We start from the raw sequence: 22,677 nt of genomic DNA, 5'->3' as shown, positions 1-22,677 counted from the left end.
TCTTTATCCTCTATAACCCTCCGGGTTCTGTGACTGCCAGCGCCATGCATCTTCGCACATCTGTTCCAGACCTCTCTCAGCCTTCCAGCCAAGTACTTTCGCAGCTTTCGAAGGATCCGCATAGCACATTGCAATATCTCCTTCACGTCTCGGTTTGATTTCATATGGAATTTCTTTTCCACATGCCTCGCTAAATGCTTTTACCATATCCAATACAGAATAACCAACACCTGTTCCCAGATTGATGATATCCAGTCCCGGATTCGAGAAAATGTATTTGATTGCTTTTACATGACCAACTGCCAGATCCACAACGTGAATGTAATCACGTACTCCTGTGCCGTCCGGTGTATCATAATCATCACCAAATACTCCTAATTTTTCAAGTTTTCCAACTGCCACCTGAGAAATGTATGGCATCAGATTGTTCGGGATTCCTTTCGGATCTTCCCCGATCCGTCCGCTCTCATGTGCTCCGACCGGATTAAAGTAACGGAGTAATACTACATTCCATTCCGGATCAGCAGCCTGAACGTCTGTCATAATCTGCTCCATCATAGATTTTGTCCAGCCATATGGATTCGTACACTGTCCTTTCGGGCAGTCCTCTGTGATCGGCATTGTCTCCGGATTACCATATACAGTTGCAGAAGAACTAAATACAATATTCTTCACGCCAACTTCGCGCATGACTTTCATAAGTGTCAGTGTTCCTGTAATATTATTTTGATAATATTCCAGAGGCTTTCTTACAGATTCTCCGACTGCTTTAAGCGCTGCACAGTGAATAACTGCATCTACCTGCTCTTTTTCAAACATGGCTTTTAAAGTTTCAGCGTTCAGAATATCTCCCTCGTAAAACGTGATTGTCTTACCTGTAAGCTCTTCTACGCGCTTCATAGACTCCTGGGAGGAGTTGCAGAGATTATCATATACAACTACCTCGTAACCCTCCTTCAAAAGTTCCAATGCAGTATGACTTCCAATATATCCTGCTCCACCTGTAATTAATATTTTTGCCATCTTAATCTCCTCCATATAAGAATTGATATCTTACCTTCCATTACTTTGTAATGATTTTTCCACTCAATATCAATTTCTGCTTTCTGAACTGATATCAAGAAGTTTCATTTTTGTCTTATTATAGCACTTCCCAATTGCTTCGGCAACTTTACATATTTTAAGCCGGGTACAGTCCTTCTTCTTCCATCTTGCGGATTGCTTCCATAACAACCGGTTTGTCTTCTTTGTATGTAACTCCATACCATTTGTCTGCTGATTTCAGAACTGCAACTGTCGCACGATTCTCTCCTAACAGGTCGCTGACTACTCCCGGCAGATAATATTCACATTTCATAGGGTTCTCTTTCAGTCCCTTCTCAAGGAATGCCGGGAATCCTTTCTCAATCTCATCAAGAATACTTTTTGAGAATCCCCACATATTCATAGAAACCGTTGTGTCATCGTCTAGATGTGTCCATGTAGCACCGTCATCTTCTGTAAATGCTATTCCGTTCTCATGATGCTCAATACGTGTTCTTTCACGAATTCCGATCAGTTCCCCAGCCTCGTTCATCTCACACACACCACGGGATACATATCCATTTTCTGTAACAGTGTTGCAAAGCTTGTAGCCTACCATAGTGTAACGGAACTTATCATCGTCTTCATGGCTATTCAGATAATCATAAATGAGCTGGAACGCCTCTCTTCCATAATAATCGTCTGCATTGATAACTGCAAACGGGCCATCGATCATGTCCTTACAGCTATAAACTGCATGTGCTGTTCCCCATGGTTTCACACGTCCTTCCGGCACCTGAAAACCTGCCGGAATATTATTGATTTCCTGATATGCATAAGACACTTCCATGTATTCTGACACGCGGTCGCCAACTGCCTCGCGGAATAAGTCTTCCTGCTCTTTCTTAATGATAAAAATTACCTTCTCAAATCCAGCGCGTTTTGCATCAAAGATGGAAAAATCCATAATGATGCGTCCTTTCGCATCCACCGGATCAATCTGTTTCAGTCCACCGTAACGGCTTCCCATTCCTGCCGCCATAATTACTAATACTGGTTTCTTCATAATTTATTACATACCTCCTGTTTGAACTTTCGTAATTACGATATTCTTTTTGACATAACAATACTCACTTACAGAAATCATACCATACTTTTGAAGTCACGTCTATTTGTATATATTTCTGTCAGAAGCTTTTTGTATAATACTTTTTGCATAGTAAAAATTCTCTACTATGCAAAAACCGCCACATCCTTATGGATGTGACGGCAAATATTAACTACTGATTAATCCTGCACGTATGGCATTAATGCAACGTGACGAGCTCTCTTGATTGCTACTGTAAGAGCTCTCTGATGTTTTGCACAGTTTCCTGTAATTCTTCTTGGAAGGATTTTTCCTCTCTCAGAAACATACTTTCTTAACTTTGCTACATCTTTGTAATCGATCTCGTTATTCTCTTTACCACAGAATACGCATACTTTTTTTCTTCTGCGTCCTGGATTTCTTCTTTTGAATCCGCCCTCTGGACGAGCTGCTTTATCGTAAGCCATTTTATTTGCCTCCTAATACTTTGAATCTTCTAAATTCAACGAACCTTAGTTAAATGGGAGTTCTTCATCAATTCCATCCGGAATATTCATGAAGCCGTCACCTGCATCAGCTGCCGGCGTCGGAGCCGGTGCCTGCTGGAAACCACCTGCATGGGAAAAACTTCCCGCATTGGCATCACTTGTAGCTTTGCTCTCAGCAAATTCCTGTTCTTCCACTACAACGTCTGTTGTATACACCTTCTGTCCATCTTTGTTCGTGTAGCTTCCTGTCTGGATACGTCCGGTCACAACAACCTTCAGTCCCTGACGGAAATACTTCTCAGCGAACTCAGCGTTTCGTCCAAACGCAACGCAACCGATGAAGTCAGCAGTCTGATCATCACCATTACGTTTGAATCTTCTGTCTACTGCCAACGTATATCTCGCAATTGCCAGAGAATTCTCTCCACCCTGTGAATATCTCACTTCTGGATCTCTGGTCAGGCGTCCCATCAAAATAACTTTATTCATATAATTACCTCTTCTTCCTGATTATGCTTCCTGTCTTACGCATAAATATCTGATGACATTGTCCATAATGCGGATTCTCTGCTCGATCTCGCCTGGAACATCAGCCTCAGCATCGAAGTGGATGAAGTAGTAATATGCTTCTTTCATTTTCTGAATCTCGTAAGCTAATCTCTTCTTACCGCTCTCATCAACGTCAGAGATCTTGCCACCGAAACGCTCTACTAAAGCCTTTACTTTCTCGATAACCTGAGCTCTCTCGTCATCTTCGATTTTTGCACTGACAACAACAGCTAATTCATACTTATTCATGTCGTCCTGCACCTCCTTCTGGTCTTTTGGCCCCCGCCCGCTTATGTGGGAGCAAGGAATTCCACCCTTAAATGGGCAGAAAAATATTGTATCACGGTTATCTACTATATCATATAAGATTCCCGATTTCAAGCCTTTTTCTTCAAATCTTTTGTATTTTTTTCGACCAGTTTCCGTGCTGTCATAATCTGATGTCCGCATCCCATACATTTCAATCGAAAATCCGCACCTACACGTAATATCTCCCACTCTTTGCTTCCACAAGGATGTGGTTTTTTCAATGTTACTATATCGCCGACTTCATAATTATATCCCATGCTGTCCCCTCCCTTGTAATCTGCCGGGTCTTCAACTTTTTCTATTTTCTGAATAATTTTTGCTGTCCAGACATTTCTTAATTCTTTGTCTGTCCCATTTGATTTTCTTGTTCTTTTACTCCAATCACTACAAATCGGTGCTCGTCGCTGGCGCTTGTACATGTTGATAGTGTCACAACGGAATCTGCAGTCGTCACTTCCACACCCGTATCATAAATCGCGATCCGCTTCGTCATATCCAGGTAAGACTGATATGCTTCGTCGTTCTCGAAGCCTGTCAGATACACATCGTCTGTATCCTTGACTGTCGCCGCACTGTAAATATGATATACAATCTCTCTTCCGTCCGGCGTGTAAATGTAAAAATACGGATTTGCTTCCCAGAAAGATTTCTCTTTATATTCATCTAACTTTCGAAACATAGAACCGTCCTTCATACGATGCCCATATATGATTGAATTACGATCATTGAAATTTGCATTATTGTCCGCATTCAAAAAAATCGTTCCAAGTGTATTATCATTTTCCGAAAATGTTTTGTGTAAATATTTTTCATTATCTGTTGTCTGAACAATCGGATAATTAATAATTGATGGCTCCGGGTAAAAACGGATCCACCCGACTGTATCCGGATTGATTCCTTTTAATTCATCAAAATTAACAGAAAAGCCTTTTTCCGGCTCACTGTCTTCTTTATTAAGCGCAATGCTCTGAATCTTCTTATATTCATCACGGCCTTTTGCATAACCTCCGACAATCTTCACAAGTTGAAAGGCCGAAACGCAAAATACAGCCAGTGCCACGATCAGGATGATATTGGATAACATGCCGGCTTTCTTTTTCTTTTCTCTGCGGCCACGATGTGGTCTTCTTCTATTCTTACTCATACGCTGCTCCTTTTTTATTCCTCTATAGTAGCACATCTGCGTTACCTGCTGCAATTATTTTATAATTTTTTAATTTGCAGTTTATTGACTTTCTTTTGCCTGCGCGTATGATATTTACATAGGAGGACGATACTGATGAAAGAAAAATTACAACGCTTTATGTATGGAAGATATGGATTAGATTCCTTTGGGAAATTTACAATTATAGTCTCTTTAGTACTGATGCTTTTGGCGAACTTTGTACCTGCAAGACTGGGGAGTGTATTATCCCTGCTGTGCTGGGCACTTTTGATCTACACATATTTCCGTATGTTCTCAAGACAAACTTATAAACGTGCCTGTGAGAACCAGGCTTATCTGGCAAAAACAGCGAAAGTTCGACATTTCTTCGCCTCACAGAAAAGTATAATGGCACAGAGAAAGACACATCACATTTACAAATGTCCGACTTGTAAACAGAAAATACGTGTACCAAAAGGCAAAGGCCGTATTGAAATCCGCTGTCCGAAATGTAACACAACATTTATCAAGAAGAGCTAAGTAAAGGGGCTTTTTATGTTTGGATATATTGCAATCAACAAAGCTGAAATGAAATTCAAAGACTACGATGTGTACCAGGCGTACTATTGTGGTCTTTGTCGCCGTCTGAAAGAATGTTACGGAAAGCGTGGCCAACTGACACTGTCCTACGACATGACATTTCTCATTGTCCTGCTCACCGGGCTTTACGAACCAAAGACTATAGCCGGTGAGACTCGCTGCATTGCGCACCCGCTTGAGAAACATCCGACAAAAATTAACGAATATACAGATTATGCAGCTTCCATGAATCTCATTCTTTCCTATTATAAATGTAAGGACGACTGGACCGATGAGCGAAAGAAAAAAGGATATATTGCTGCAAAAGCGCTGGAGCCGAAGATCAAAAAGATTGAAAGTAATTACCCGGAAAAAGTCCGGCTGATCCACTCAAAATTAGAAGAAATCAATCAATATGAAAAAAAAGGTGAGACAAATCTTGACCTTATGGCAGGACTTTTCGGTGATATCATGGCTGAAATCTTTGCCTGGGAACCAGACGCATGGGAATTATCTCTTCGAAAAATCGGATTCTTCCTTGGCAAATTCATTTACCTCATGGACGCCTATGAAGATGTAGAAAAGGATATTGGAAATAACAGCTACAATCCACTAAAGGAAGCATTTTTGCAAAAAACTCCAGAACAGTTCGTCACAGAATGCCGCACTCTTCTGACCATGATGATGGCCGAATGTTCCAGAGAATTTGAACAGCTTCCGATTCTGCTTCACGCAGATATTTTAAGAAACATCTTGTATTCCGGGGTGTGGTGCAGGTATACTATGGTTACGTCCAAACGATATGAAAACCAGAATAAGGAGAACAATCATGAATGATCCATACAGCGTCCTTGGCATTTCCCGCGGCGCTACTGATGACGAAATAAAAAAAGCATACCGGGCACTAAGCCGAAAATATCACCCGGATGCAAATATCAATAACCCGAACAAAGATCAGGCAGAAGCCAAATTCAAAGAAGTCCAGCAGGCTTACCAGCAAATTATGCATGAACGCGAATACGGTACTACCGGTTCCTATGGAAATGGTTACGGAAGCTCTTCCGGCGGTTACGATGGAAATAATCCTAATGGCGGCTACGGTGACTTTGGAGGATTTGACTTCGGAGGATTTGACTTTGGAGGATTTGACTTTGGAGGATTCGGAAACTTCCGCGGTTACTCCGGTCAGTATCAGCAGAGACGATCCGGCGCAACCAGTAACGAAGGTGACCTTCATATGCAGGCCGCTGCCAATTTCATTAATAACGGCCGCTACCAGGAAGCAATCAATGTCCTAAACGGAATTGATAACAAGACCGCGCAATGGTATTACTACAGTGCCATCGCTAACTCCGGTATCGGCAATAACGTCATTGCCCTACAGCATGCACGCGAAGCAGCTCGCATGGAACCGAACAATATACAGTACACCACCCTCGTACAACGACTGGAAAATGGTGGAAACTGGTACCGCCAGCAACAAGAACCTTACCAGACAACCTTCTCAAGCAGCGGCGACTGGTGCGTAAAACTATGTATCGCAAACCTCGTCTGTAACCTATGCTGCGGTGGAAGCGGGCTCTGCTGTGGTGGAAGCGGAATGAACGGCAGACATTACATATAGAATAATAATGGGGGGGACGTATTCAAGTCGAACGTTCAAAGTACTACGTCCCCATCCTTGATTTAGGGTGTCCCTTTTATTACTTTTCTATTTTTTTCAATGCTTTCTTAAACCGGTTACTGAACAGGATCATGGTGAATGTTACTGCGAAGAAATCGGCGATTGGTTCTGCCAGATATACTCCCATGGTTCGATCTGCACTCCAGATGTGTGGAACAATATAAATTAATGGAATCAACAGTACGAATTTCCTCATTACTGCGACAATAATGGATTCTGGCGCGCAGCCAAGAGAGGTAAATCCCATCTGGCATGCGATCTGGATTCCAAACATAAACATTGCTGCCATATATACACGAAGTGCTGTCTTGCTAAATGCAAGCAGTGCTGCGTCTGATGTGAACATGCTGACGAAAATCTGTGGAAAAAGTTCTACACATAACCACAGAATCACTGCATATCCAACGCTTACCTTTAACAGCAGGCGAAATGTTCCCCGAACGCGGTCTACATTTTTTGCTCCATAATTATAGCTGAGTATCGGCTGTGCTCCCTGTCCAAGTCCCTGTAGTGGCAGCATCGCAAACTGCATTACACTGGTCAGGATCGTCATGGCTCCAACTGCAATATCCCCGCCATATTTTAACAAAGATGAGTTGAAGCACACCGTGATAATACTTTCACTCGCCTGCATAATAAATGTTGCGAGTCCCAACGCAAGACTTGGTAATATAATTCTTGCTTCCAGCTTCATATTCTTTCTTTGTATCTTTAAAAATGTCTTCTTTCCAAACAAAAAGCTGACGACCCAGATACAGGAGCATGCCTGTGATATGATTGTTGCAAGCGCTGCGCCTCGCACGCCCATATGTAATCCAAAGATAAAAATCGGGTCAAGCACAATGTTGATCACTGCACCAATCAGCACAGATAACATTCCTGTCTTTGCAAATCCCTGCGCGGTGATAAATGCATTTAATCCAAGTGTCAACTGCACAAAAATCGTTCCCACTGCATAAATGTTCATGTAGGCTGCCGCATATGAAATCGTATTCTCACTGGCTCCAAATGCCAGTAGAAATGTGCGATTGCCAAGAAGCAGCACAATTGTCAGCACGATTGCCACCAAAATCTGTGTTGCAAAGCAATTACCAAGTGTCTTCTCCGCATCTTCCTTATTATTCTGTCCCATGTAAATAGAAGCTCTCGGCGCACCGCCATTTCCTACCAGCACTGCAAATGCTGACACGATCATAATAAGCGGCATACACACGCCGACACCCGTAAGAGCCAAAGCTCCTACCTTCGGGATATGACCGATGTAAATTCGATCTACCACGTTGTACAGCATGTTAATAAGCTGCGCTGCCAGCGTTGGGATTGCCAGCCGGAGCAGAAGCTTTCCAATCGGTTCTGTCCCTAGGAAATCTTTATCTTTTTCCATAATTTTCACACCTTTTATTCGTAATAATAACGTTGGAGAAAAGTCCAACCATAATGTCAAAAGACTGTCTCGTGACATCAATATTACAAATTATACTATCTGTAACGCCATTGTCAATAACGTCAAATTATGAAATTTTTCGAAAGTCTTTTTGCCGGTAATTTTAATGATAATCCTGACTACTTCAAATTGATTCGAATTTTCGAAATATTTTTTCATTTTGGGGTTGACGAAACCGGAAATCTTTGCTATTCTAAATAAGCATTCGATATGGCGCCATAGCCAAGTGGTAAGGCAAAGGTCTGCAACACCTCTATCACCAGTTCAAATCTGGTTGGCGCCTCTAAAAAAGAAACCTTGATTACAAGGTTTCTTTTTTTGCGTATATGATTTGTACATAAATTTTATTCTCCTGCTTCTACAGGATAGGTCGTTCCTTCCAAATTAGTCTTAAAATGGTAACATACTTCTTCTGAATCACTCACCATCATCATATAAACACTGAATTTTTTCAAATTACGATTTTCAGATGCAACCTCATATAAAACAGCAGTTTCATCTCCAGCCATAGTATACTGGATACATTTTTCTTCATTATTCCATAAAAGCTTGACCTCCGACATTTCCAAAGTTGGAAAATCACTATATTCATAGTCAGTCATATAATCTCTTGGTTCATATGCTGTTTCTGCTATATCGAATACAGATACTTTCTTTCCTCCATACTCAACAGGCGATAACATTTTTACATCCGCACATATTCTTAAATACTGTTCTCCTCTGTCTTCCTCCGTTTTTGGCGTAAAATCTACATATTGATCGTAATAAGACGGATATGAAAACCCAAAATCATCTGCCTGGTATGTGCTCAGATTAGAATAATTGACAAAATTAACAACATAACAATCATGACTCTTTACCGACCAGCCAGACTGATATTCATCTATCCATTCCTTTGTGATTTTCTGCGTAAACAACTCGCAAAAAATATCTCCGTCACGGTGCAGATCTGTTGTCCGGACATTTGCATCCAATTTGCATTTTATTTCCCCGGAATCAGAATATGAATATATATCCACAACAGATTCGTTCACTCCTGTTTTGTATTGAACTGCAATTTGGTTATCATATGTAAATAATTTCACGTATTTTTGAGCAAATGAATCATCGTCTATTATTTTCGACAAGTCAATTTCTGTCGATGCTGCTTCTTTCCATTTATCCCCTTTTTCTTTATATACGTGAAGGGTCGGGACAAAATCAAAATCCGTGTCTTTATTTTCAACGGACACAATCTCGTCCTGCCCGTCTTCGTCCAAATCATAAAAAGCCGCCTCTATGCAGCCAACCGGTACCTTTGGCTTTTCTCTGTAATAATATAATTCATTTCCTATATACTCTTTTCCAGTAAGCTTCACCGCTTCAGGTACTTCTTTTTGAACACTTTCATCTGAATCATCCGAATCATCCGCAATATCCGTTTCCGCTTGACTTTCTGCAGCCTGATTCCTTACAGTCTGTATCCCTGCCACGGCAAGAATGCCTATAACAACAATTATTGTTATTTTTCCACTGACAGTAGATAAGAATTCTATTATTTTCCGCTGCATAGATTTCCCTCCCATTTTCTATACTTTATCATCAGAGTATCCTTATTTTCTATACTTTTTTCTCCAGCTCTACCAGCTCCAGATGCTCTTTTCCCCAGGTACACATAGCATCTAAAATAGGTGCGATACTTTCTCCGAACGCCGTCAGTGAGTACTCTGTCTTCGGCGGCACCACCGGATAGACTTCTCTGTGCACAAGTCCGTCCCGCTCCAGTTCCCGAAGCTGCTGCGCCAGCATCTTGTCAGTTGCTGCCGCTATTAATTTATGCAATTCGCTGTAGCGCAAAGTATGTCCCATCAGATGCCATAGAATCACTGCCTTATATTTTCCACCTATCAATTGGATTGTAGCACCAACAGAACAGGTACTTTTCTCGACCATTATCTTCTTTTTCATAAACCTTTCAAAACCTTTCCATTTTTATACTTACCAAATGGGTAGTATATTTCTGAGAAGAAATTATATTCCCTTTCCTATAGTATATTACAAAATAGTGCGTTCTTGTCAATTCGAAAATAAGCAATATAATAAAAACATAAGGTACCTGAAACGACATCATGTAAATACAAAAACAAGTGAAATACAACAATAAAAAAACCAAGTGAATATCAAAAAGCGTTACAACTGCTTATTTTTAGAAGGAGATTTTAACTATGAAATTTGAAGAGATTATTACGAACCGTTATTCTGTAAGAAAATATACAGACCAGAAAGTAGAGCCTGAAAAGCTTGAGAAAATCTTAAAAGCTGCCCGCGTTGCGCCGACAGCTGCCAACAAACAGCCTGTTCACCTGATTGTTATCCAGAGCGTGGATGGCTTTGAAAAGATTGGAAAAGCTGCAAATATCTACGGTGCTCCGTTGGCTATTATTGTATGTGCTGACCACAATAAAGCGTGGGTAAGACCATTCGATGAGAAAAACAGCTGCGATATCGATGCTGCAATTCTGACTGACCACATGATGCTTCAGGCAACAGATCTTGGTCTTGGCAGCGTATGGGTATGCTACTTCAAGCCAGATGTAATTAAAGAAGAGTTCAAGCTTCCAGATAATCTGGAGCCGATCAATATTCTGGTAATCGGCTATGACAGTACCGAAGGCGGCGCCCCGAATCGTTTCGACGATGCCAGAATAACAATGGAGGAACTCGTTTCCTACGAAACATTATAATCTATGTTTCACGCAATAATTCTTATTGTATATTATAAATATAAATAATTTATATTGACACTAAATAATTATTTTGCTATATTGTAATTAGAAAGGTGCTACCGATAAGCGGTTAGTCCAAAGATTTTTTATTGTAACCGTATCCTTGGCTGGGGGCGGTTACTTTTTCATTTGATTGATATAAGCAATCAGTAGTATAACAATGTAAATATGCCCATAAGACTTCCATAAGATTTCCTTAAGAAATTTTCGATTTCTTTAAGGCCACGCACATACTTTAGACACATTTCCTCTGTATACTTAATGACAGATAGTTGAGAGAGACATCAATCAATATCAACTATCTCCCCCTCATAAAGTGCAAAACGCACTTAACTCTCATTCCTTTAGATAACTATAAAAACAACGGCAAGAAGCCCACAGGTCGCATGACCCGTGGGCTTCTTACGTTGCCAAGCATATGACAAAAAGGTCCGGTGGACCTTTTTTAGTTACCTTTATCCGTGATATTCGCCATTATACTGGATTAGCGTTACATCATCCACATTTTCAATCTTACGGATTTTTTCCGTAAAGTCCATCTGATTCTGCCTGCAGAATACTTCAACTGCCATCTCTGTCTTTTCTTTCCGCATCGTCTTTGATTTGATAAAATAACGAATTTTTCCAAAGCTGCGTATGATTTCATCTCCGGCATCATCTCCGGTATAATGAATTACTACAATATAAATCTTTCCACTCTGCTGTCTGTGATAAAATAAATAAATCATAACAATCATGATCACTGCCGCCAGTACCGCAAGCACATACATACCTGCACCGGCTGTAATTCCTGTCGTTATCGCCCAGAACAGATAAAGAAGATCCATCGGGTCTTTGACTGCTGTACGAAAACGTACAATAGATAATGCACCAACCATACCAAGGGAAATCACAATATTCGTACTGATTGCCAGTGTGACCATACATGTAAGAACCGTCATTCCTACAAGTGTGATTGCAAAGCTTCTGGAAAAAATCACTCCTACGTAAAATTTTCGATAGACCAAGTAGATTACTCCGCCAAGGAGCAGCGCTATGGCAAGTGCCGTAAGCATTCCCGGAACATCGAATTTATCGAATACACCGGATTCCAGTACTGATTTTTTTATTACATCCTGTACACTCATTCGTTTTTCTCCTGTATTTTAATTTTCTGCCCAATATTCAAATCCATTCAGATACCGGGTCTTTTCATAACACAATACGTATTTTGATACTGCTGTAAACTCTGCTGACTGCGGTGGCAGAAGATCTCGTATGATTTGCGGAAGCAGCTCTGTAAATTTCACTTCCATTACAAGCTTTCCAGGCTCCAGAACCGGCAGTGTAGCAAGTGTCGGATCGAATATACCATACCCTCCCACAGATGCCCGCACGTCGCAATCAAACGTAATCCTCACCGTTCCTGCATCCATGATCCACGGCACCCGGTCATAATCTACAATAGTCCGAGGCCGCATCATATTACTGACACATTCAATATAAAACTCCCTGCACAGAGAATATGGACTGTGCAGCAAAAATTCATATTCCCCCGCCAGGATTTTTTCCACCTCTTCTCTCGTAAGTGGTGCGCTTTCCTTGTAAATGTAACTGCCAAATTTCTTTTTTCGCTCCAGCTTAATGGAACGGTCGCTGTAATCATAGATTCGGATCCGGTACTTTTTACGCATCAGTACGCCGGATTCTTTCTCCTCATAAGCACTGTTCCAATAATCATCAAAGTACAGGCTCCGGATCATATAGCCCCCATCTGAAGCATGTGGATCTTTTTTCAGTAAATGTTTCATACGAAGTTCCAATAATTCCTTCTCACTCGTACTGATCAAGTATTTCCACTCATTCCGAAAATGTTCTGCCGTTCCGGCATGCTCCGGTATCTCAGCATTTTTTAACTGCTTCATATGTTCTGCAATCCTGGCATGACTGATATTCTTAATTTTCTTCATAAATATCTTCCTCAATACGTTGGTCTGCTGTCACATAGAAGCATTTCATACCATAATTCTTGCCATTGTCGGTTGTATAATAATCAAATGCGTCCTGTGTCTTTCCAGATGAATCGGTTGCACGTACCCGTACAAAGTACTGGCCTGCTGCCGGAATACCTGTCTGTACTTCCGGAACTGCCACTCCTTCCTGCCGGAAGATCACGTTCTGGAACTGGTAGTCTGTCGCAAGTTCTACGGTATAAGTAATATCTTCAGCATCAAAATCATAGGACACATCCCAGTTCAGATTCAGCGCATTATCCTGAATAGCCGGGGTTCCAATGTAGAATGGCTGTGGTTTTTCCAGACTTTCCAGATACAATTCATAGTTCTTCTCCACTTCTTCCGGAATTCCTGCTGCCACCGTATCATATTGGGCCTGTGTCAGAGGCGCATGCATTTGATCCGGCATGGAATAAAGATATGGTCTCACCACATTTTCATACTGGCTGATCATCGTGCTCAACCGTTCTTCACTGAGATAATCCTTCATCTCAATAATTGCCTTATCTAATTCTTTCCGAAATGAATCTGATTTCAGACATCTCTGGAACAGTACATTTCCCCAGTAATTACTGATCCCACACTCCCAGCTGCCCTGGTCGGACCAGCCGCGGAGCCCGTATTCCGAACGCATGAAAAATCCATCATTGTCCCAGTCGATAAAATACCATGTATCTGAATTCTGAGGACTGTACAGATACATATTCCGGCTCTGAGTGTCCACATTTCCAGTCAGAATCTGGAACGCCATCCAATATACGATATTTTCCTCGTCAAAATACTGTTCCAGCACCTGATTAATAGGGATCGAATAATCATTTACTGCATCCAGCATATGAATCAGCTTTGTGTGGTCGGAATCACCTTTAATCTCCAGCCGCTCTTCAAATGCTTCCTGGTTATATCCTGGATCGTCTGTCGTTTTGATCACATCTTCTTCCCGGTAAAACTCAAAGAAATTGACTTTATAAAGCTGACCTTTTGAATCCAGACCATGCGTCTTAAGCGCTGTCTTATTCAACTGTTCCACCTGCGTGTAAAGGCCATAATCCTGAAAGACATCGGAACTTCCATCTGTGTTATCTTTGACATACAAATGTACGAACTGCGTGCGAAGTCCCATCATCTGAGGAATGCCCTTGATCAAGTCGTAAGCCATCTTATTGCGGAAACGCATTCCTTCTCCTTGATGCTTATTCAGGTTGATGACCCGCTGTCCACGCCACGTTCCTTTATTCTTTTTTAACTCAATCTTATAATTTTTCTGCGCATTACTGCTGGAGGTCTGTCCGCGGATCTGAACCGTTGCATTGGGAACTTCTTCTGCATATCCCACATTTCCACTGGTCGGTCCGTTCTCATCCCCGACTTGTAAAAGTCCTGCCACCTGATAACGGTCCACTCCCATATTTTCATAATCTTCTACTGAATAGCTATTGATCTCACTCCAGGAATGATCTGTATTCTCTGAAGCATTTCCCCTGGAGACAGTAAGATACATCGTCACTACACTGGTCTCATCATCATCTGCATACAGCGTGTCCTTATCCCTTAGATGCACACTGTTAATATCTTCTTTCTCCGCCTTTTTCACTGTCTGCGTTTCTGTCTTAATGTCAGAGGTTGCTTCTTCTTTTTTCTCTGAACAGCCGCCCGCACAAAGTGATAAAGCAAGCGACAGTACACATACTGCCGATATGAGTCTATTTCTTTTCACCTGGGTCTTCTCCTCCTTCTAGTTTTTCTTCCAAAAAAGTCCCCAATCGCGTAAATCGTCCTGACTTATCTTCCTCTACAATTGGCTGAACACTTAATATGTAATAAGGAAGCCGTTGTGTAAAATATCCGAGCCGCAAAGCAGTAATCAGGAAAAACACTGCGCTTCCCAGCAAAAATCCAAATCCATAATACACCTGTGAAAACAGTAGTGACAATAAGGTAAATACGGTTGTACACCCGGCAAATGCTGCGGACGCTGCAAATGCCCCTTTATAATCCGTAAAATATAATAATAAAAGAAGCATGGTATTGGCAATTGCATAGATTCCATAGCCGACACACAAGGTCCGGAAATACCCTTCCATCAGATCATTAAATCCGAGAGGCAGATATTTCAATAAAATTCCTCCGATGGAAATAGCAAGCGCCGTTGTCAGCAGTTGTTTTACCGCCGTGTACTTCAACTCCATATTCAGCACTTCCCGCATTTCATTTCCTGCCTGCATAATATCCTTAATTGCACCTTTATCGTTGAACAGGCTGTAATAATTACGATACTTTGGATAGAAATTCACTTCTACCGAAACGACAAAGTTTACTGTCGTGATCAGAATCGTAAGAAATGCAATCAATGCCGGCACATCATGGTACGGCGCTCCGTAAAATAATCCTTTCACCTGCACCCCGAGTGGTCCTGCCCACATAATCACAAGGTGGGTAAACAATCCCAGATTCACAAATAATCCTGTAAATGCCAGTGGCTGAAATTCATCTACCCACCGCAGAAATAAAAATGCGCTGGCATCACTTGATGGAAAATACCGGTACAAAAGCACCACGTCCCACAGAAGCATGATCCCATAACCGACACAGACTGCAATCATCAACGCTTCTATATGTGGCATACCGATGATAAGCAATAAAAATCCAACGACAAAAGAAACAACAAGTGCTGCACTAAATGACAGTAGAATCCCTTTGTAATCTTTGATCGCAGTCAGGTAACTCATAGCATTCCAGGTCACGATCAACTCACCAAACAACCCAAAACACAACAGTTTATCCACAAGTCCCACACCGGAAAAGATTAAAAATATTCCGTACAGAATTCCTCCGGCTATTAACATAATTCCAGTAGAACCCCAAAAAGAAGGAAGAATTGCCTCAAGCTTCTCTTCATATAACATATCTGCCAGAAATCTGGTCACGACCATAGAAAGAAAACTTGTCACAGTCAGGGAAGCCAGTAACGAGTATGTGACCATACAGATCAACAGTTCCCTCTCAAATCTCGTTCCACCCGTCTGATTGCACAGGAACATAATTCCAAGAAGCAGTACGATTCCAAGAATCATCGGTCCGGCGCAGATAATACCGGCATATCCGTAAGCTCTTGCGGTTGCAGCAAGACCACTCTTTTTAAACAGCTTTTTCAGTTCAAATCCGATTCCAGCCATAAGCAGTCTCCACCTCCCCGTACAATTTTTTATATTCCTTCATCATCCGTTCGTGGCGGTAATATTTATTTACACGATTCTGTCCGTTTACTCCCATGCGAAGTCTTAAGCTTCTGGATTCACACATCTTATCCATGGCAGCTGCGAGTCCCTGCCGGTACATCGGCGGCACACAGTACCCTGCCGGTCCAAAAAAATCTCCTTCTTTTCCTTCCAAAAGCTCTCTGCAGCATCCTACATCCGTTGTTACACATGGTCTTCTTGCCGCCAGTGATTCAAGAACCGACAGCGGCTGTCCTTCCGAGATACTGGTCAGAATCGTAAAATCCAGTTTTTCCATATATTTTACAATATCAACTCGTCCTGTAAAAATAACATTTTCAAGCTTTAATTGTTTCACAAGCGTGTAACATTCCTGGGCATATTCTTCATCATCCACACCACCCATGATATGTAATCTTACATTTTTCCGCCTTGCACATAGTTCAAAAAAAGCATAGATCATTGTCTTGATATCTTTAATCGGTGCCATTCTGACCACTGCCCCAATATCTACCTGACCATCCTCTTCTTTCAGCGGAATCTGGGACAGGCGCTCATAATTAATTCCATTTTCAATCACTCTGCATTTCTTCTCATCACAGCCCATCTGTATCTGTGTCCGCATGGCATTCGTAAACAGCGCCGTAACCTGAAATGCCCGGCTGTATATAATGTCCGACAGCATATAGAAAAATGAAATCCACTGCTTCTTGTATGTAGCCATGACCCATTTTGCCCGGATAATCTCTTCTTCACGCTCTCTTGTGTAAATCCCATGCTCTGTAAGAAGCACTTTTTTCTGATAAACATAGCCGCCAAGACATGCCAGCATACCGCCATAACCAGTACAGATCGCATGGTAGACATCTGCCTGTGGCACTTCACTTCCAAGAAGATACAGTACCGGAAGCAGCATAGACCGCATCGTGTGGAATGCATCTGCAAACGCAGTATACGGATATTTCTCCTGACAGCTTTTTTCCAGAATCTCCAGGAATTCTTCACTTTTTAAAAATGACATTGGATTGATCTTCTTATCGTGATACAAGCGAAACAGTACTTCCCAGTCCGGTCTCCCACAATCCATCAGCTCACGAAGGCTGTCTTGTTCTTCCCTGGTAAATATATGTAGAAGTTTCCCGGTATCTTTCACATGCAAAGCATCATCTAAGAATACTTCCTTTACTTCCACCACATTTTCCGGGAGTTCATACACAAACTTTCCTTTATCTTCGGCATGTGCTCCAATGACCCACAAGACAAATTCATGCTCTTTCATCTCTTTGATATACTGATGCATCCATGTGGATACACCTCCGTGCACATATGGATAACACCCTTCCAAAATCAAACAAATTCTCAACGTAATGTCCTCTTATTTCTTCTCAATCGTAACTTCATCATTCACTGCATACAGCAGATAAAGATTTCCTGTTACATGCTCCAGTTCTCCACCTGTAACTTTGCCCGGTATCCCATCGTTGAACCGGAGCATCAGATATGCTTCATCATAAAAATGATCCAGCTTCAGTTCCACACTTTTATCTGTCACATTTTTCTCATACGTCAGTGCACCATATCGTTCAATCGCCCCAGACAATTCTGATCCGGTCAGATTACGAAGTTCTGGTGCTGAATCATAGAGCCAGTCCATATACTCCTCCAACCGGTTCTTTAATTTTTCCCAGCCAAGCTTTGCCCCACGGTCTTCATCCAGCAGGTCATCCGGATGCATAAAATGACTGTTCACAAAATGCATATTTAATTCAGACACTGCTGCCATCTGCATATAATCATCAAGGATGGCTCCGGAAATAATTCTTGGCTGTTCTACGATACCGTCATCTGCCACTTCAAATTCCTGTGTATAAGCACATTCTCCGGCAAAATAATTACTAGCTATCGTCTTAATCTGTGGAAACTTTTGCGCCAGCATCTTCCGCCCCTGCTCTGACAACACATTTGACGGTGGAACATAGACCGACATCTGCGTTCCCGGGAACATTTTTTTACCAAACCGCATAAGTTCTGACATAGCAGACTCCATTGCTTTTTCATTCTTCCATGTTTTATACGGAAGAACATCTCCATAATCTGTATCACCCAGACACAATGGCTGATGGTTGTACCCGTGATAACCTAATTCACCACCCTGATGAAGTACCATATTTCCAAAATATTGAAAACGCTCATGGTCCGTCTGCTTCGTGATCTCTCCGTCAGTTTTATCTTCATAGTTCTCAATCATCACTCCGGTATACTTAAGTCCATATTTGGATGCAAGATTCAGCATATCCGGCCACCAGATATTCGAATAAAATTCCTGAATACTTGTCCCATAATCTCGTTTGACATATGTCCCGTCACCACTTGGTACCGGTGATGGAAAATCATCCAGATAAAAGGCCGATCCATTGATCACCGGATAGACTCCTATATCTGTCAGGAGACTGTAAGACGCTGCATAAAAGCCTCTTACCGCTTTTTCATATAACCCCAAATTATCTACTACAAACTTTCCGTCGCCGTATGTATTTTCCCATATTAAAGGAATTCCTCCCGGCTCTTTTGCCCACGCATAGACCTGTGCCTTCTCGCTTAACTCAACCTGTCTCGCAGAATCAAATCCATCCGTGATTGCATAGCTTTTTCCTCCGCCAATCAAAAAATCCGAATCAAAATAAATGCTGTCCACAAAACTATTTTCATATCCAGAAGAGATAATTCCCAATTTCTGCTCAATCAGTGACGCATACGTGTCCTTTTGCAGTGCCATGGCAAACATGGCACTTCCGCCGCTTTTCACCCAATTGCTGATTTCAATAATCCCTTCCTTTAATGGCTCCAGGTCACTCATCAGTACAACCACTGTCTCATAGGAATCCAGATTTGGAAGCGTATCGGTCTTAAGATCTGCCACATCTGTTCCTACTTCCATATCCTGAAAAATCCGCTCAAATTGTTCCCACGCAAGCTGGCTACTCTCCTGCTGGCTGTCCATAATGACCAGGCAAGTCTTTTTTAATTCTTTTACTGCTTCTTTTTCCGTCACAATCTGGTTCTCACTTAGATATGCACTCTGGCTTTTGCTTCCTTCATAATGGATGCCAGAGCGTTCCGCAAAAAGCACAGCCCCCATCAACATGAATATTCCCCATATTACCAACATTCCTTTAAATGGAAATGCTTTCATACTCTTTATGAATCGATCCAAAGAGCCAGATCCTCCCTTCCTTTTGAAGAAAGATAAATGTGCTCTTTCTTCATCTTATCTAGTGTTCTTTTCAGTTCTTCTCCCTGCTTCTGTTCTACGCAATATTGAACCTTCAAAATCCAATACGCTTCGTGTCGGTGCCATTTTTTCTCTATAATTTGTAAAATCTCATGTGCTTTTCCAAAATCTCCAAGCTTCATCAGATTCTTGACCATGCATACGCAAGTGTGCAGATCTTCCTGATGTTTTAACTTCTTTTCCAGAAGCTGTTCATATCGCTGCCTCTGTACTCGTTCTATCTGTTCTTCCAGAAGTCCCTGGCTTAAATATTCCTCCATAAATTCGCAATACTGCTCCATAACTTCCGGATCTTCCGGCGAAATCTGATGAAGCCTCTCCAACTCCTGAAGCTTTGAATCATACTCTTTCGACAGCTCTACCATGGCAGTGATGGCATAATGTACAACCTCCACGTCTTCGTTCATACGCGCCTGTTTCAAAAGCTCCACATACTCCTCTGGATTGTCATTTAAAACATTCATGATCAACTCTCTTCGAAGTTCCGGCTCATTTACGATCAGCGCTTCCTCAAGCGGAACAATATTTCCCTCCTGTTCCGTCCCGGACTGAAAGATATTTTTGTAAATTTCTTCATTTACCTTCATCTTCTCTACGCCTACTTCTTTTCTCTGATCTGATTGTATCCAGATTTGAAAATGCAGGATCAACACACACAAAACTCCCCACACCGGAACAAAAACGACCGGGAACATGAGATATTTCTTTACATTTATAATATGAGTGCAGATTCCTACCCATACAAGAATACAACAGATGATGTGCAAAAGAATCAGTACTATTCCAACTACAATCTGAATCATACTTCTCCTCCACCTCGTGCAATCTGGGCGATACCGGTCTCATAGGTGATGATTCCGGCTTTTTTAAGCCGCCCGCTCACAATTGGAAGTGATTCCTTGTCCGTCTGAGACAGAATCAGGTATAATTCTCCTTCTTCAGAAATCCCCCATACGTCATTCGCACGGATCAGATGCTGCAGGATCTGATCTGCCTCCTCTTTTGACTTGCCCGGATGTTCCAGCCGCAACAGAATATAGGACGCCACCATCTCATCTTGCATCGCATGAAATGTTTCCAATCGTTCCATAAAATAGGATGTCTTCAAAATATGTGTCCCTTCCACATACTGCATATTCTTCGCAGCCTCCTGATACTCCAGTGCACGAAGCAGTGCCACTTCCACCAATCCGCAGAGGATTTTGAACAGATTCATATAATAAAGCGTCATCTGATCGCTGCGGACTTCCTTAATACAGACAATCATCACAAGTTCTTTGTTTTTCCTGATTCCTGCCATGTAAGCCGGATAATCCGGGAGAAGCTCACGATTTACCCACACATTTCCATCTTCCAGCTCCGAAATAGCTGCCTGATACTTACTGATCCGTATAGAATTGGGAAACTCACTTCTAATTTCTTTCGATGCAATCTCCAATCGTCCAAACTCACTGTTTTTTCCAAGGGAGTACACAGCAACTGCATGGTTCTCCAGCATATCCTCCATCACATGTATCGTTTCTATAAAAAGCTCCTGTGGAAGCACCGTATCCAGCTTTCTTGTAATATCAAAAATCTTTCCAAAGCTGTCCCGGCTCCCCATAATCTGCTTCTTGTACGTTCTCTTGTCATAGATAGAATCCTGATACATATCTCGCATGAACAAAAACTTTTCCTGGATCAGTTTATTTTCATCCGTAACAAATTCTATATTTTCTTTATTTTTCATCCGTACATATCCACAGATTGCTCCTACTGCAAAATAAAAGATAAATGGGATCCAGTTGGACGGTTCATAGAACAATGTTGTCCACCCTACACCTTCTCTTTCATAAGCTGCCAAAAGCGAAACCGTCTCAAGAGCTGCAGCCGCAATCCCGTAGTTAATTCCATACAAGCTTCCAAAAAGCACAATAAATACAAGCCGCAGATCAATCATCTTAAACTGCGCCTGATTTCCGGCAAGATGATTCAAAAATTCGAACAGGAAAAATCCAACGACCAGTTCTACTATTTTTACTATTGGCCTGTGTTTATCAAGCCAGATTTTCCAGCGATCGATCCGCCGCTCCTTTTCTCCAATAGCGTCCAGATACTGATCATAGATGTCGGGAAGATCTTCCAGAAGAGAAATCTTGGGAAACCAGCCATACTTAAAACGTACGACTTTATCATCCGGTGGAATTTTTTCAACCGGGGTAAGTCCTCTATTCTCGATCCGTACACTTGCATCTATCTCTTTTATTTTCTGTTCCAGCTCCCGAAAAGTATTTGAAAATACATTTGGTACATTCAGATAGTGATATTCCTCGTCCCAGTTATCACTCATTTTCTCCAAAAGTTCTGCCAGATCCATGGAGTTCAAAAACTGGAGTGGCTGATCAGATGATTCCTGAATCTCCACCGGCTCCCCACTACGGATAGCTGCAAACATTTTATAAAAATAATCTTCCTTATAAACTCCGGAATACAGATACGGAATTCTTACGATTTTGACCGGAATCTGGTACATTTTTCCATACTGACAACACAGATTCTCGGCTCCGCGGACAAGAAGTGTCTTTCCGGTCGTAGCTGCATACCCCGCCTCCGGACCAGTTAGATAGATTACATGTATCTCTTTACTGCGTTTACAATAACTTAACACTTTTCGAAGCTTCTCCGCTTCACCTTCCATCGTTCCATGAAATGTAATATAATTAGAAAAATAAACCATAAGTTCAAAATCATAAGTGTGGAAAATGTCTTCCAGCTCTTCATCTTGCTCTGGAAATGGACGCACGATCAAATGCTTTTTCCGCTCTGTCTTTAGCAGCGAATTCCCCATTATAAATACTTCGCTCTCGGGAAAAGCTTCCTGCACAAATTCTTTTGTTATGTATCCGGTATTCCCAACTAATAGTACTCTCATATCTTTTCTTCCTAACGTTCCCTGATATATTTTTCATTATACCACGCAGTTTTTATTCTGCCACAAAAAACATATTCTCATATACATTTCCATATATCTTTTTTATATGACCGAAACCCACAAATTTAATAAGCATTCTTATTATTGTCTTGCAAACCTTTTTCAGATGTTTTACCATAGAATTAACAAT

Annotated in this window: 22 protein-coding genes and 1 tRNA gene; 5 read left to right on the top strand and 18 right to left on the bottom strand. The window is 41.6% G+C overall.

Annotation, left to right across the window (positions count from 1 at the left end; translation table 11 throughout):
• Positions 1–3: 3 nt before the first annotated feature.
• The 7 genes from galE to srtB all read right to left on the bottom strand — a co-directional run bounded on the left by galE (position 4) and on the right by srtB (position 4,636).
• Positions 4–1,023, bottom strand: a complete 1,020-nt coding sequence (galE, locus tag G593_RS0105670; protein ID WP_029731060.1) for a UDP-glucose 4-epimerase GalE — start codon at positions 1,021–1,023, stop codon at positions 4–6.
• Between the two features lie 157 nt (positions 1,024–1,180).
• Positions 1,181–2,089, bottom strand: coding sequence for a nucleotidyltransferase family protein (locus G593_RS0105665; RefSeq protein WP_005330796.1), 909 nt, complete (start codon positions 2,087–2,089; stop codon positions 1,181–1,183).
• 221 nt (positions 2,090–2,310) lie between these two features.
• The gene (gene rpsR, locus G593_RS0105660) at positions 2,311–2,577 is read right to left on the bottom strand and encodes a 30S ribosomal protein S18 (RefSeq protein ID WP_005330794.1); all 267 of its coding nucleotides are present in this window, start codon (positions 2,575–2,577) and stop codon (positions 2,311–2,313) included.
• Positions 2,578–2,622: 45 nt separating this feature from the next.
• Positions 2,623–3,087 (bottom strand): single-stranded DNA-binding protein, encoded by a 465-nt coding sequence (locus tag G593_RS0105655; RefSeq protein WP_005340597.1) that lies wholly within the window; start codon positions 3,085–3,087, stop codon positions 2,623–2,625.
• Positions 3,088–3,108: 21 nt separating this feature from the next.
• Positions 3,109–3,396 carry a 30S ribosomal protein S6 gene (gene rpsF / locus G593_RS0105650; RefSeq protein ID WP_005340598.1) on the bottom strand — a complete coding sequence of 96 codons (288 nt, stop codon included), beginning with the start codon at positions 3,394–3,396 and terminating at the stop codon, positions 3,109–3,111.
• Between the two features lie 128 nt (positions 3,397–3,524).
• Entirely contained in the window at positions 3,525–3,713 is a 189-nt protein-coding gene (locus G593_RS0105645; RefSeq protein WP_005340599.1) for a DUF951 domain-containing protein, read from the bottom strand.
• Between the two features lie 77 nt (positions 3,714–3,790).
• The gene (gene srtB, locus G593_RS0105640; protein WP_005340601.1) at positions 3,791–4,636 is read right to left on the bottom strand and encodes a class B sortase; all 846 of its coding nucleotides are present in this window, start codon (positions 4,634–4,636) and stop codon (positions 3,791–3,793) included.
• Positions 4,637–4,735: 99 nt separating this feature from the next.
• Here srtB and G593_RS0105635 point away from each other — a divergent pair, with 99 nt between their 5' ends.
• The 3 genes from G593_RS0105635 to G593_RS0105625 are packed head-to-tail and all read left to right on the top strand — an operon-like array spanning position 4,736 to position 6,803.
• Positions 4,736–5,140: a hypothetical protein gene (locus G593_RS0105635; protein WP_005330784.1), complete on the top strand. Its 405-nt coding sequence runs from the start codon at positions 4,736–4,738 to the stop codon at positions 5,138–5,140.
• Between the two features lie 15 nt (positions 5,141–5,155).
• Positions 5,156–6,016 (top strand): DUF5685 family protein, encoded by an 861-nt coding sequence (locus G593_RS0105630; RefSeq protein ID WP_005340603.1) that lies wholly within the window; start codon positions 5,156–5,158, stop codon positions 6,014–6,016.
• On the top strand, positions 6,009–6,803 hold the full coding sequence (locus G593_RS0105625; RefSeq protein ID WP_005340608.1) for a J domain-containing protein: 795 nt from the start codon (positions 6,009–6,011) through the stop codon (positions 6,801–6,803). The genes G593_RS0105630 and G593_RS0105625 overlap by 8 nt, the downstream gene beginning before the upstream one ends.
• Before the next feature lie 79 nt (positions 6,804–6,882).
• Here G593_RS0105625 and G593_RS0105620 read toward each other — a convergent pair whose 3' ends face one another.
• Positions 6,883–8,247 carry an MATE family efflux transporter gene (locus G593_RS0105620; protein WP_005340610.1) on the bottom strand — a complete coding sequence of 455 codons (1,365 nt, stop codon included), beginning with the start codon at positions 8,245–8,247 and terminating at the stop codon, positions 6,883–6,885.
• 272 nt (positions 8,248–8,519) lie between these two features.
• Between G593_RS0105620 and G593_RS0105615 the strand changes: the two genes are divergently transcribed.
• Positions 8,520–8,590: transfer RNA gene (locus G593_RS0105615), tRNA-Cys, on the top strand.
• A gap of 61 nt (positions 8,591–8,651) precedes the next feature.
• Here G593_RS0105615 and G593_RS0105610 read toward each other — a convergent pair.
• Together G593_RS0105610 and G593_RS0105605 are read right to left on the bottom strand one after the other, a co-directional pair.
• A complete protein-coding gene (locus tag G593_RS0105610; protein WP_029731059.1) occupies positions 8,652–9,857 on the bottom strand; it encodes a hypothetical protein in 1,206 nt (401 codons plus the stop codon).
• 49 nt (positions 9,858–9,906) lie between these two features.
• Positions 9,907–10,254, bottom strand: a complete 348-nt coding sequence (locus G593_RS0105605) for a winged helix-turn-helix transcriptional regulator (protein WP_005340613.1) — start codon at positions 10,252–10,254, stop codon at positions 9,907–9,909.
• Between the two features lie 257 nt (positions 10,255–10,511).
• On the opposite strand from G593_RS0105605, the gene G593_RS0105600 reads away from it, so the two are divergent.
• Complete coding sequence (locus tag G593_RS0105600; protein WP_029731057.1) at positions 10,512–11,030, top strand: nitroreductase family protein; 519 nt, start codon at positions 10,512–10,514, stop codon at positions 11,028–11,030.
• Positions 11,031–11,527: 497 nt separating this feature from the next.
• Here the strand turns inward: G593_RS0105600 and G593_RS0105595 are convergent, their stop codons facing one another.
• From G593_RS0105595 to G593_RS0105560, 8 genes are read right to left on the bottom strand one after another with little or no spacing between them, the layout of a single operon-like run.
• Entirely contained in the window at positions 11,528–12,199 is a 672-nt protein-coding gene (locus tag G593_RS0105595; RefSeq protein WP_022278997.1) for a DUF4956 domain-containing protein, read from the bottom strand.
• Positions 12,200–12,217: 18 nt separating this feature from the next.
• On the bottom strand, positions 12,218–13,021 hold the full coding sequence (locus G593_RS0105590) for a polyphosphate polymerase domain-containing protein (protein ID WP_044994126.1): 804 nt from the start codon (positions 13,019–13,021) through the stop codon (positions 12,218–12,220).
• Positions 13,008–14,783, bottom strand: coding sequence for a CotH kinase family protein (locus G593_RS0105585; RefSeq protein ID WP_029731055.1), 1,776 nt, complete (start codon positions 14,781–14,783; stop codon positions 13,008–13,010). Before G593_RS0105585 ends, G593_RS0105590 begins: the two co-directional genes overlap by 14 nt.
• Positions 14,770–16,242 carry an exopolysaccharide Pel transporter PelG gene (pelG, locus tag G593_RS0105580; protein ID WP_005340626.1) on the bottom strand — a complete coding sequence of 491 codons (1,473 nt, stop codon included), beginning with the start codon at positions 16,240–16,242 and terminating at the stop codon, positions 14,770–14,772. The genes G593_RS0105585 and pelG overlap by 14 nt, the downstream gene beginning before the upstream one ends.
• Positions 16,223–17,647 carry a GT4 family glycosyltransferase PelF gene (gene pelF / locus G593_RS0105575; protein ID WP_005340628.1) on the bottom strand — a complete coding sequence of 475 codons (1,425 nt, stop codon included), beginning with the start codon at positions 17,645–17,647 and terminating at the stop codon, positions 16,223–16,225. Before pelF ends, pelG begins: the two co-directional genes overlap by 20 nt.
• Positions 17,648–17,659: 12 nt before the next feature.
• On the bottom strand, positions 17,660–19,498 hold the full coding sequence (locus tag G593_RS0105570; protein WP_242827047.1) for a DUF2194 domain-containing protein: 1,839 nt from the start codon (positions 19,496–19,498) through the stop codon (positions 17,660–17,662).
• Positions 19,483–20,379, bottom strand: coding sequence for a tetratricopeptide repeat protein (locus G593_RS0105565; protein ID WP_029731053.1), 897 nt, complete (start codon positions 20,377–20,379; stop codon positions 19,483–19,485). The genes G593_RS0105570 and G593_RS0105565 overlap by 16 nt, the downstream gene beginning before the upstream one ends.
• The gene (locus G593_RS0105560) at positions 20,376–22,487 is read right to left on the bottom strand and encodes an NAD-dependent epimerase/dehydratase family protein (RefSeq protein WP_029731052.1); all 2,112 of its coding nucleotides are present in this window, start codon (positions 22,485–22,487) and stop codon (positions 20,376–20,378) included. Before G593_RS0105560 ends, G593_RS0105565 begins: the two co-directional genes overlap by 4 nt.
• Positions 22,488–22,677: the final 190 nt, after the last annotated feature.

It is taken from the genome of Dorea sp. AGR2135, assembly GCF_000420885.1.
Classification (GTDB): domain Bacteria; phylum Bacillota; class Clostridia; order Lachnospirales; family Lachnospiraceae; genus Dorea; species Dorea formicigenerans.
Note: the sequence above shows the minus strand (reverse complement) of the source record. Positions and strands in the feature narration are given on the sequence as shown.

Coding starts and splice junctions, on each gene's coding strand:
- galE (WP_029731060.1), bottom strand. CDS start 1,023: ATGGCAAAAATATTAATTACAGGTGGAGCAGGATATATTGGAAGTCAT.
- G593_RS0105665 (WP_005330796.1), bottom strand. CDS start 2,089: ATGAAGAAACCAGTATTAGTAATTATGGCGGCAGGAATGGGAAGCCGT.
- rpsR (WP_005330794.1), bottom strand. CDS start 2,577: ATGGCTTACGATAAAGCAGCTCGTCCAGAGGGCGGATTCAAAAGAAGA.
- G593_RS0105655 (WP_005340597.1), bottom strand. CDS start 3,087: ATGAATAAAGTTATTTTGATGGGACGCCTGACCAGAGATCCAGAAGTG.
- rpsF (WP_005340598.1), bottom strand. CDS start 3,396: ATGAATAAGTATGAATTAGCTGTTGTTGTCAGTGCAAAAATCGAAGAT.
- G593_RS0105645 (WP_005340599.1), bottom strand. CDS start 3,713: ATGGGATATAATTATGAAGTCGGCGATATAGTAACATTGAAAAAACCA.
- srtB (WP_005340601.1), bottom strand. CDS start 4,636: ATGTGCTACTATAGAGGAATAAAAAAGGAGCAGCGTATGAGTAAGAAT.
- G593_RS0105635 (WP_005330784.1), top strand. CDS start 4,736: ATGAAAGAAAAATTACAACGCTTTATGTATGGAAGATATGGATTAGAT.
- G593_RS0105630 (WP_005340603.1), top strand. CDS start 5,156: ATGTTTGGATATATTGCAATCAACAAAGCTGAAATGAAATTCAAAGAC.
- G593_RS0105625 (WP_005340608.1), top strand. CDS start 6,009: ATGAATGATCCATACAGCGTCCTTGGCATTTCCCGCGGCGCTACTGAT.
- G593_RS0105620 (WP_005340610.1), bottom strand. CDS start 8,247: ATGGAAAAAGATAAAGATTTCCTAGGGACAGAACCGATTGGAAAGCTT.
- G593_RS0105610 (WP_029731059.1), bottom strand. CDS start 9,857: ATGCAGCGGAAAATAATAGAATTCTTATCTACTGTCAGTGGAAAAATA.
- G593_RS0105605 (WP_005340613.1), bottom strand. CDS start 10,254: ATGAAAAAGAAGATAATGGTCGAGAAAAGTACCTGTTCTGTTGGTGCT.
- G593_RS0105600 (WP_029731057.1), top strand. CDS start 10,512: ATGAAATTTGAAGAGATTATTACGAACCGTTATTCTGTAAGAAAATAT.
- G593_RS0105595 (WP_022278997.1), bottom strand. CDS start 12,199: ATGAGTGTACAGGATGTAATAAAAAAATCAGTACTGGAATCCGGTGTA.
- G593_RS0105590 (WP_044994126.1), bottom strand. CDS start 13,021: ATGAAGAAAATTAAGAATATCAGTCATGCCAGGATTGCAGAACATATG.
- pelG (WP_005340626.1), bottom strand. CDS start 16,242: ATGGCTGGAATCGGATTTGAACTGAAAAAGCTGTTTAAAAAGAGTGGT.
- G593_RS0105565 (WP_029731053.1), bottom strand. CDS start 20,379: ATGATTCAGATTGTAGTTGGAATAGTACTGATTCTTTTGCACATCATC.
- G593_RS0105560 (WP_029731052.1), bottom strand. CDS start 22,487: ATGAGAGTACTATTAGTTGGGAATACCGGATACATAACAAAAGAATTT.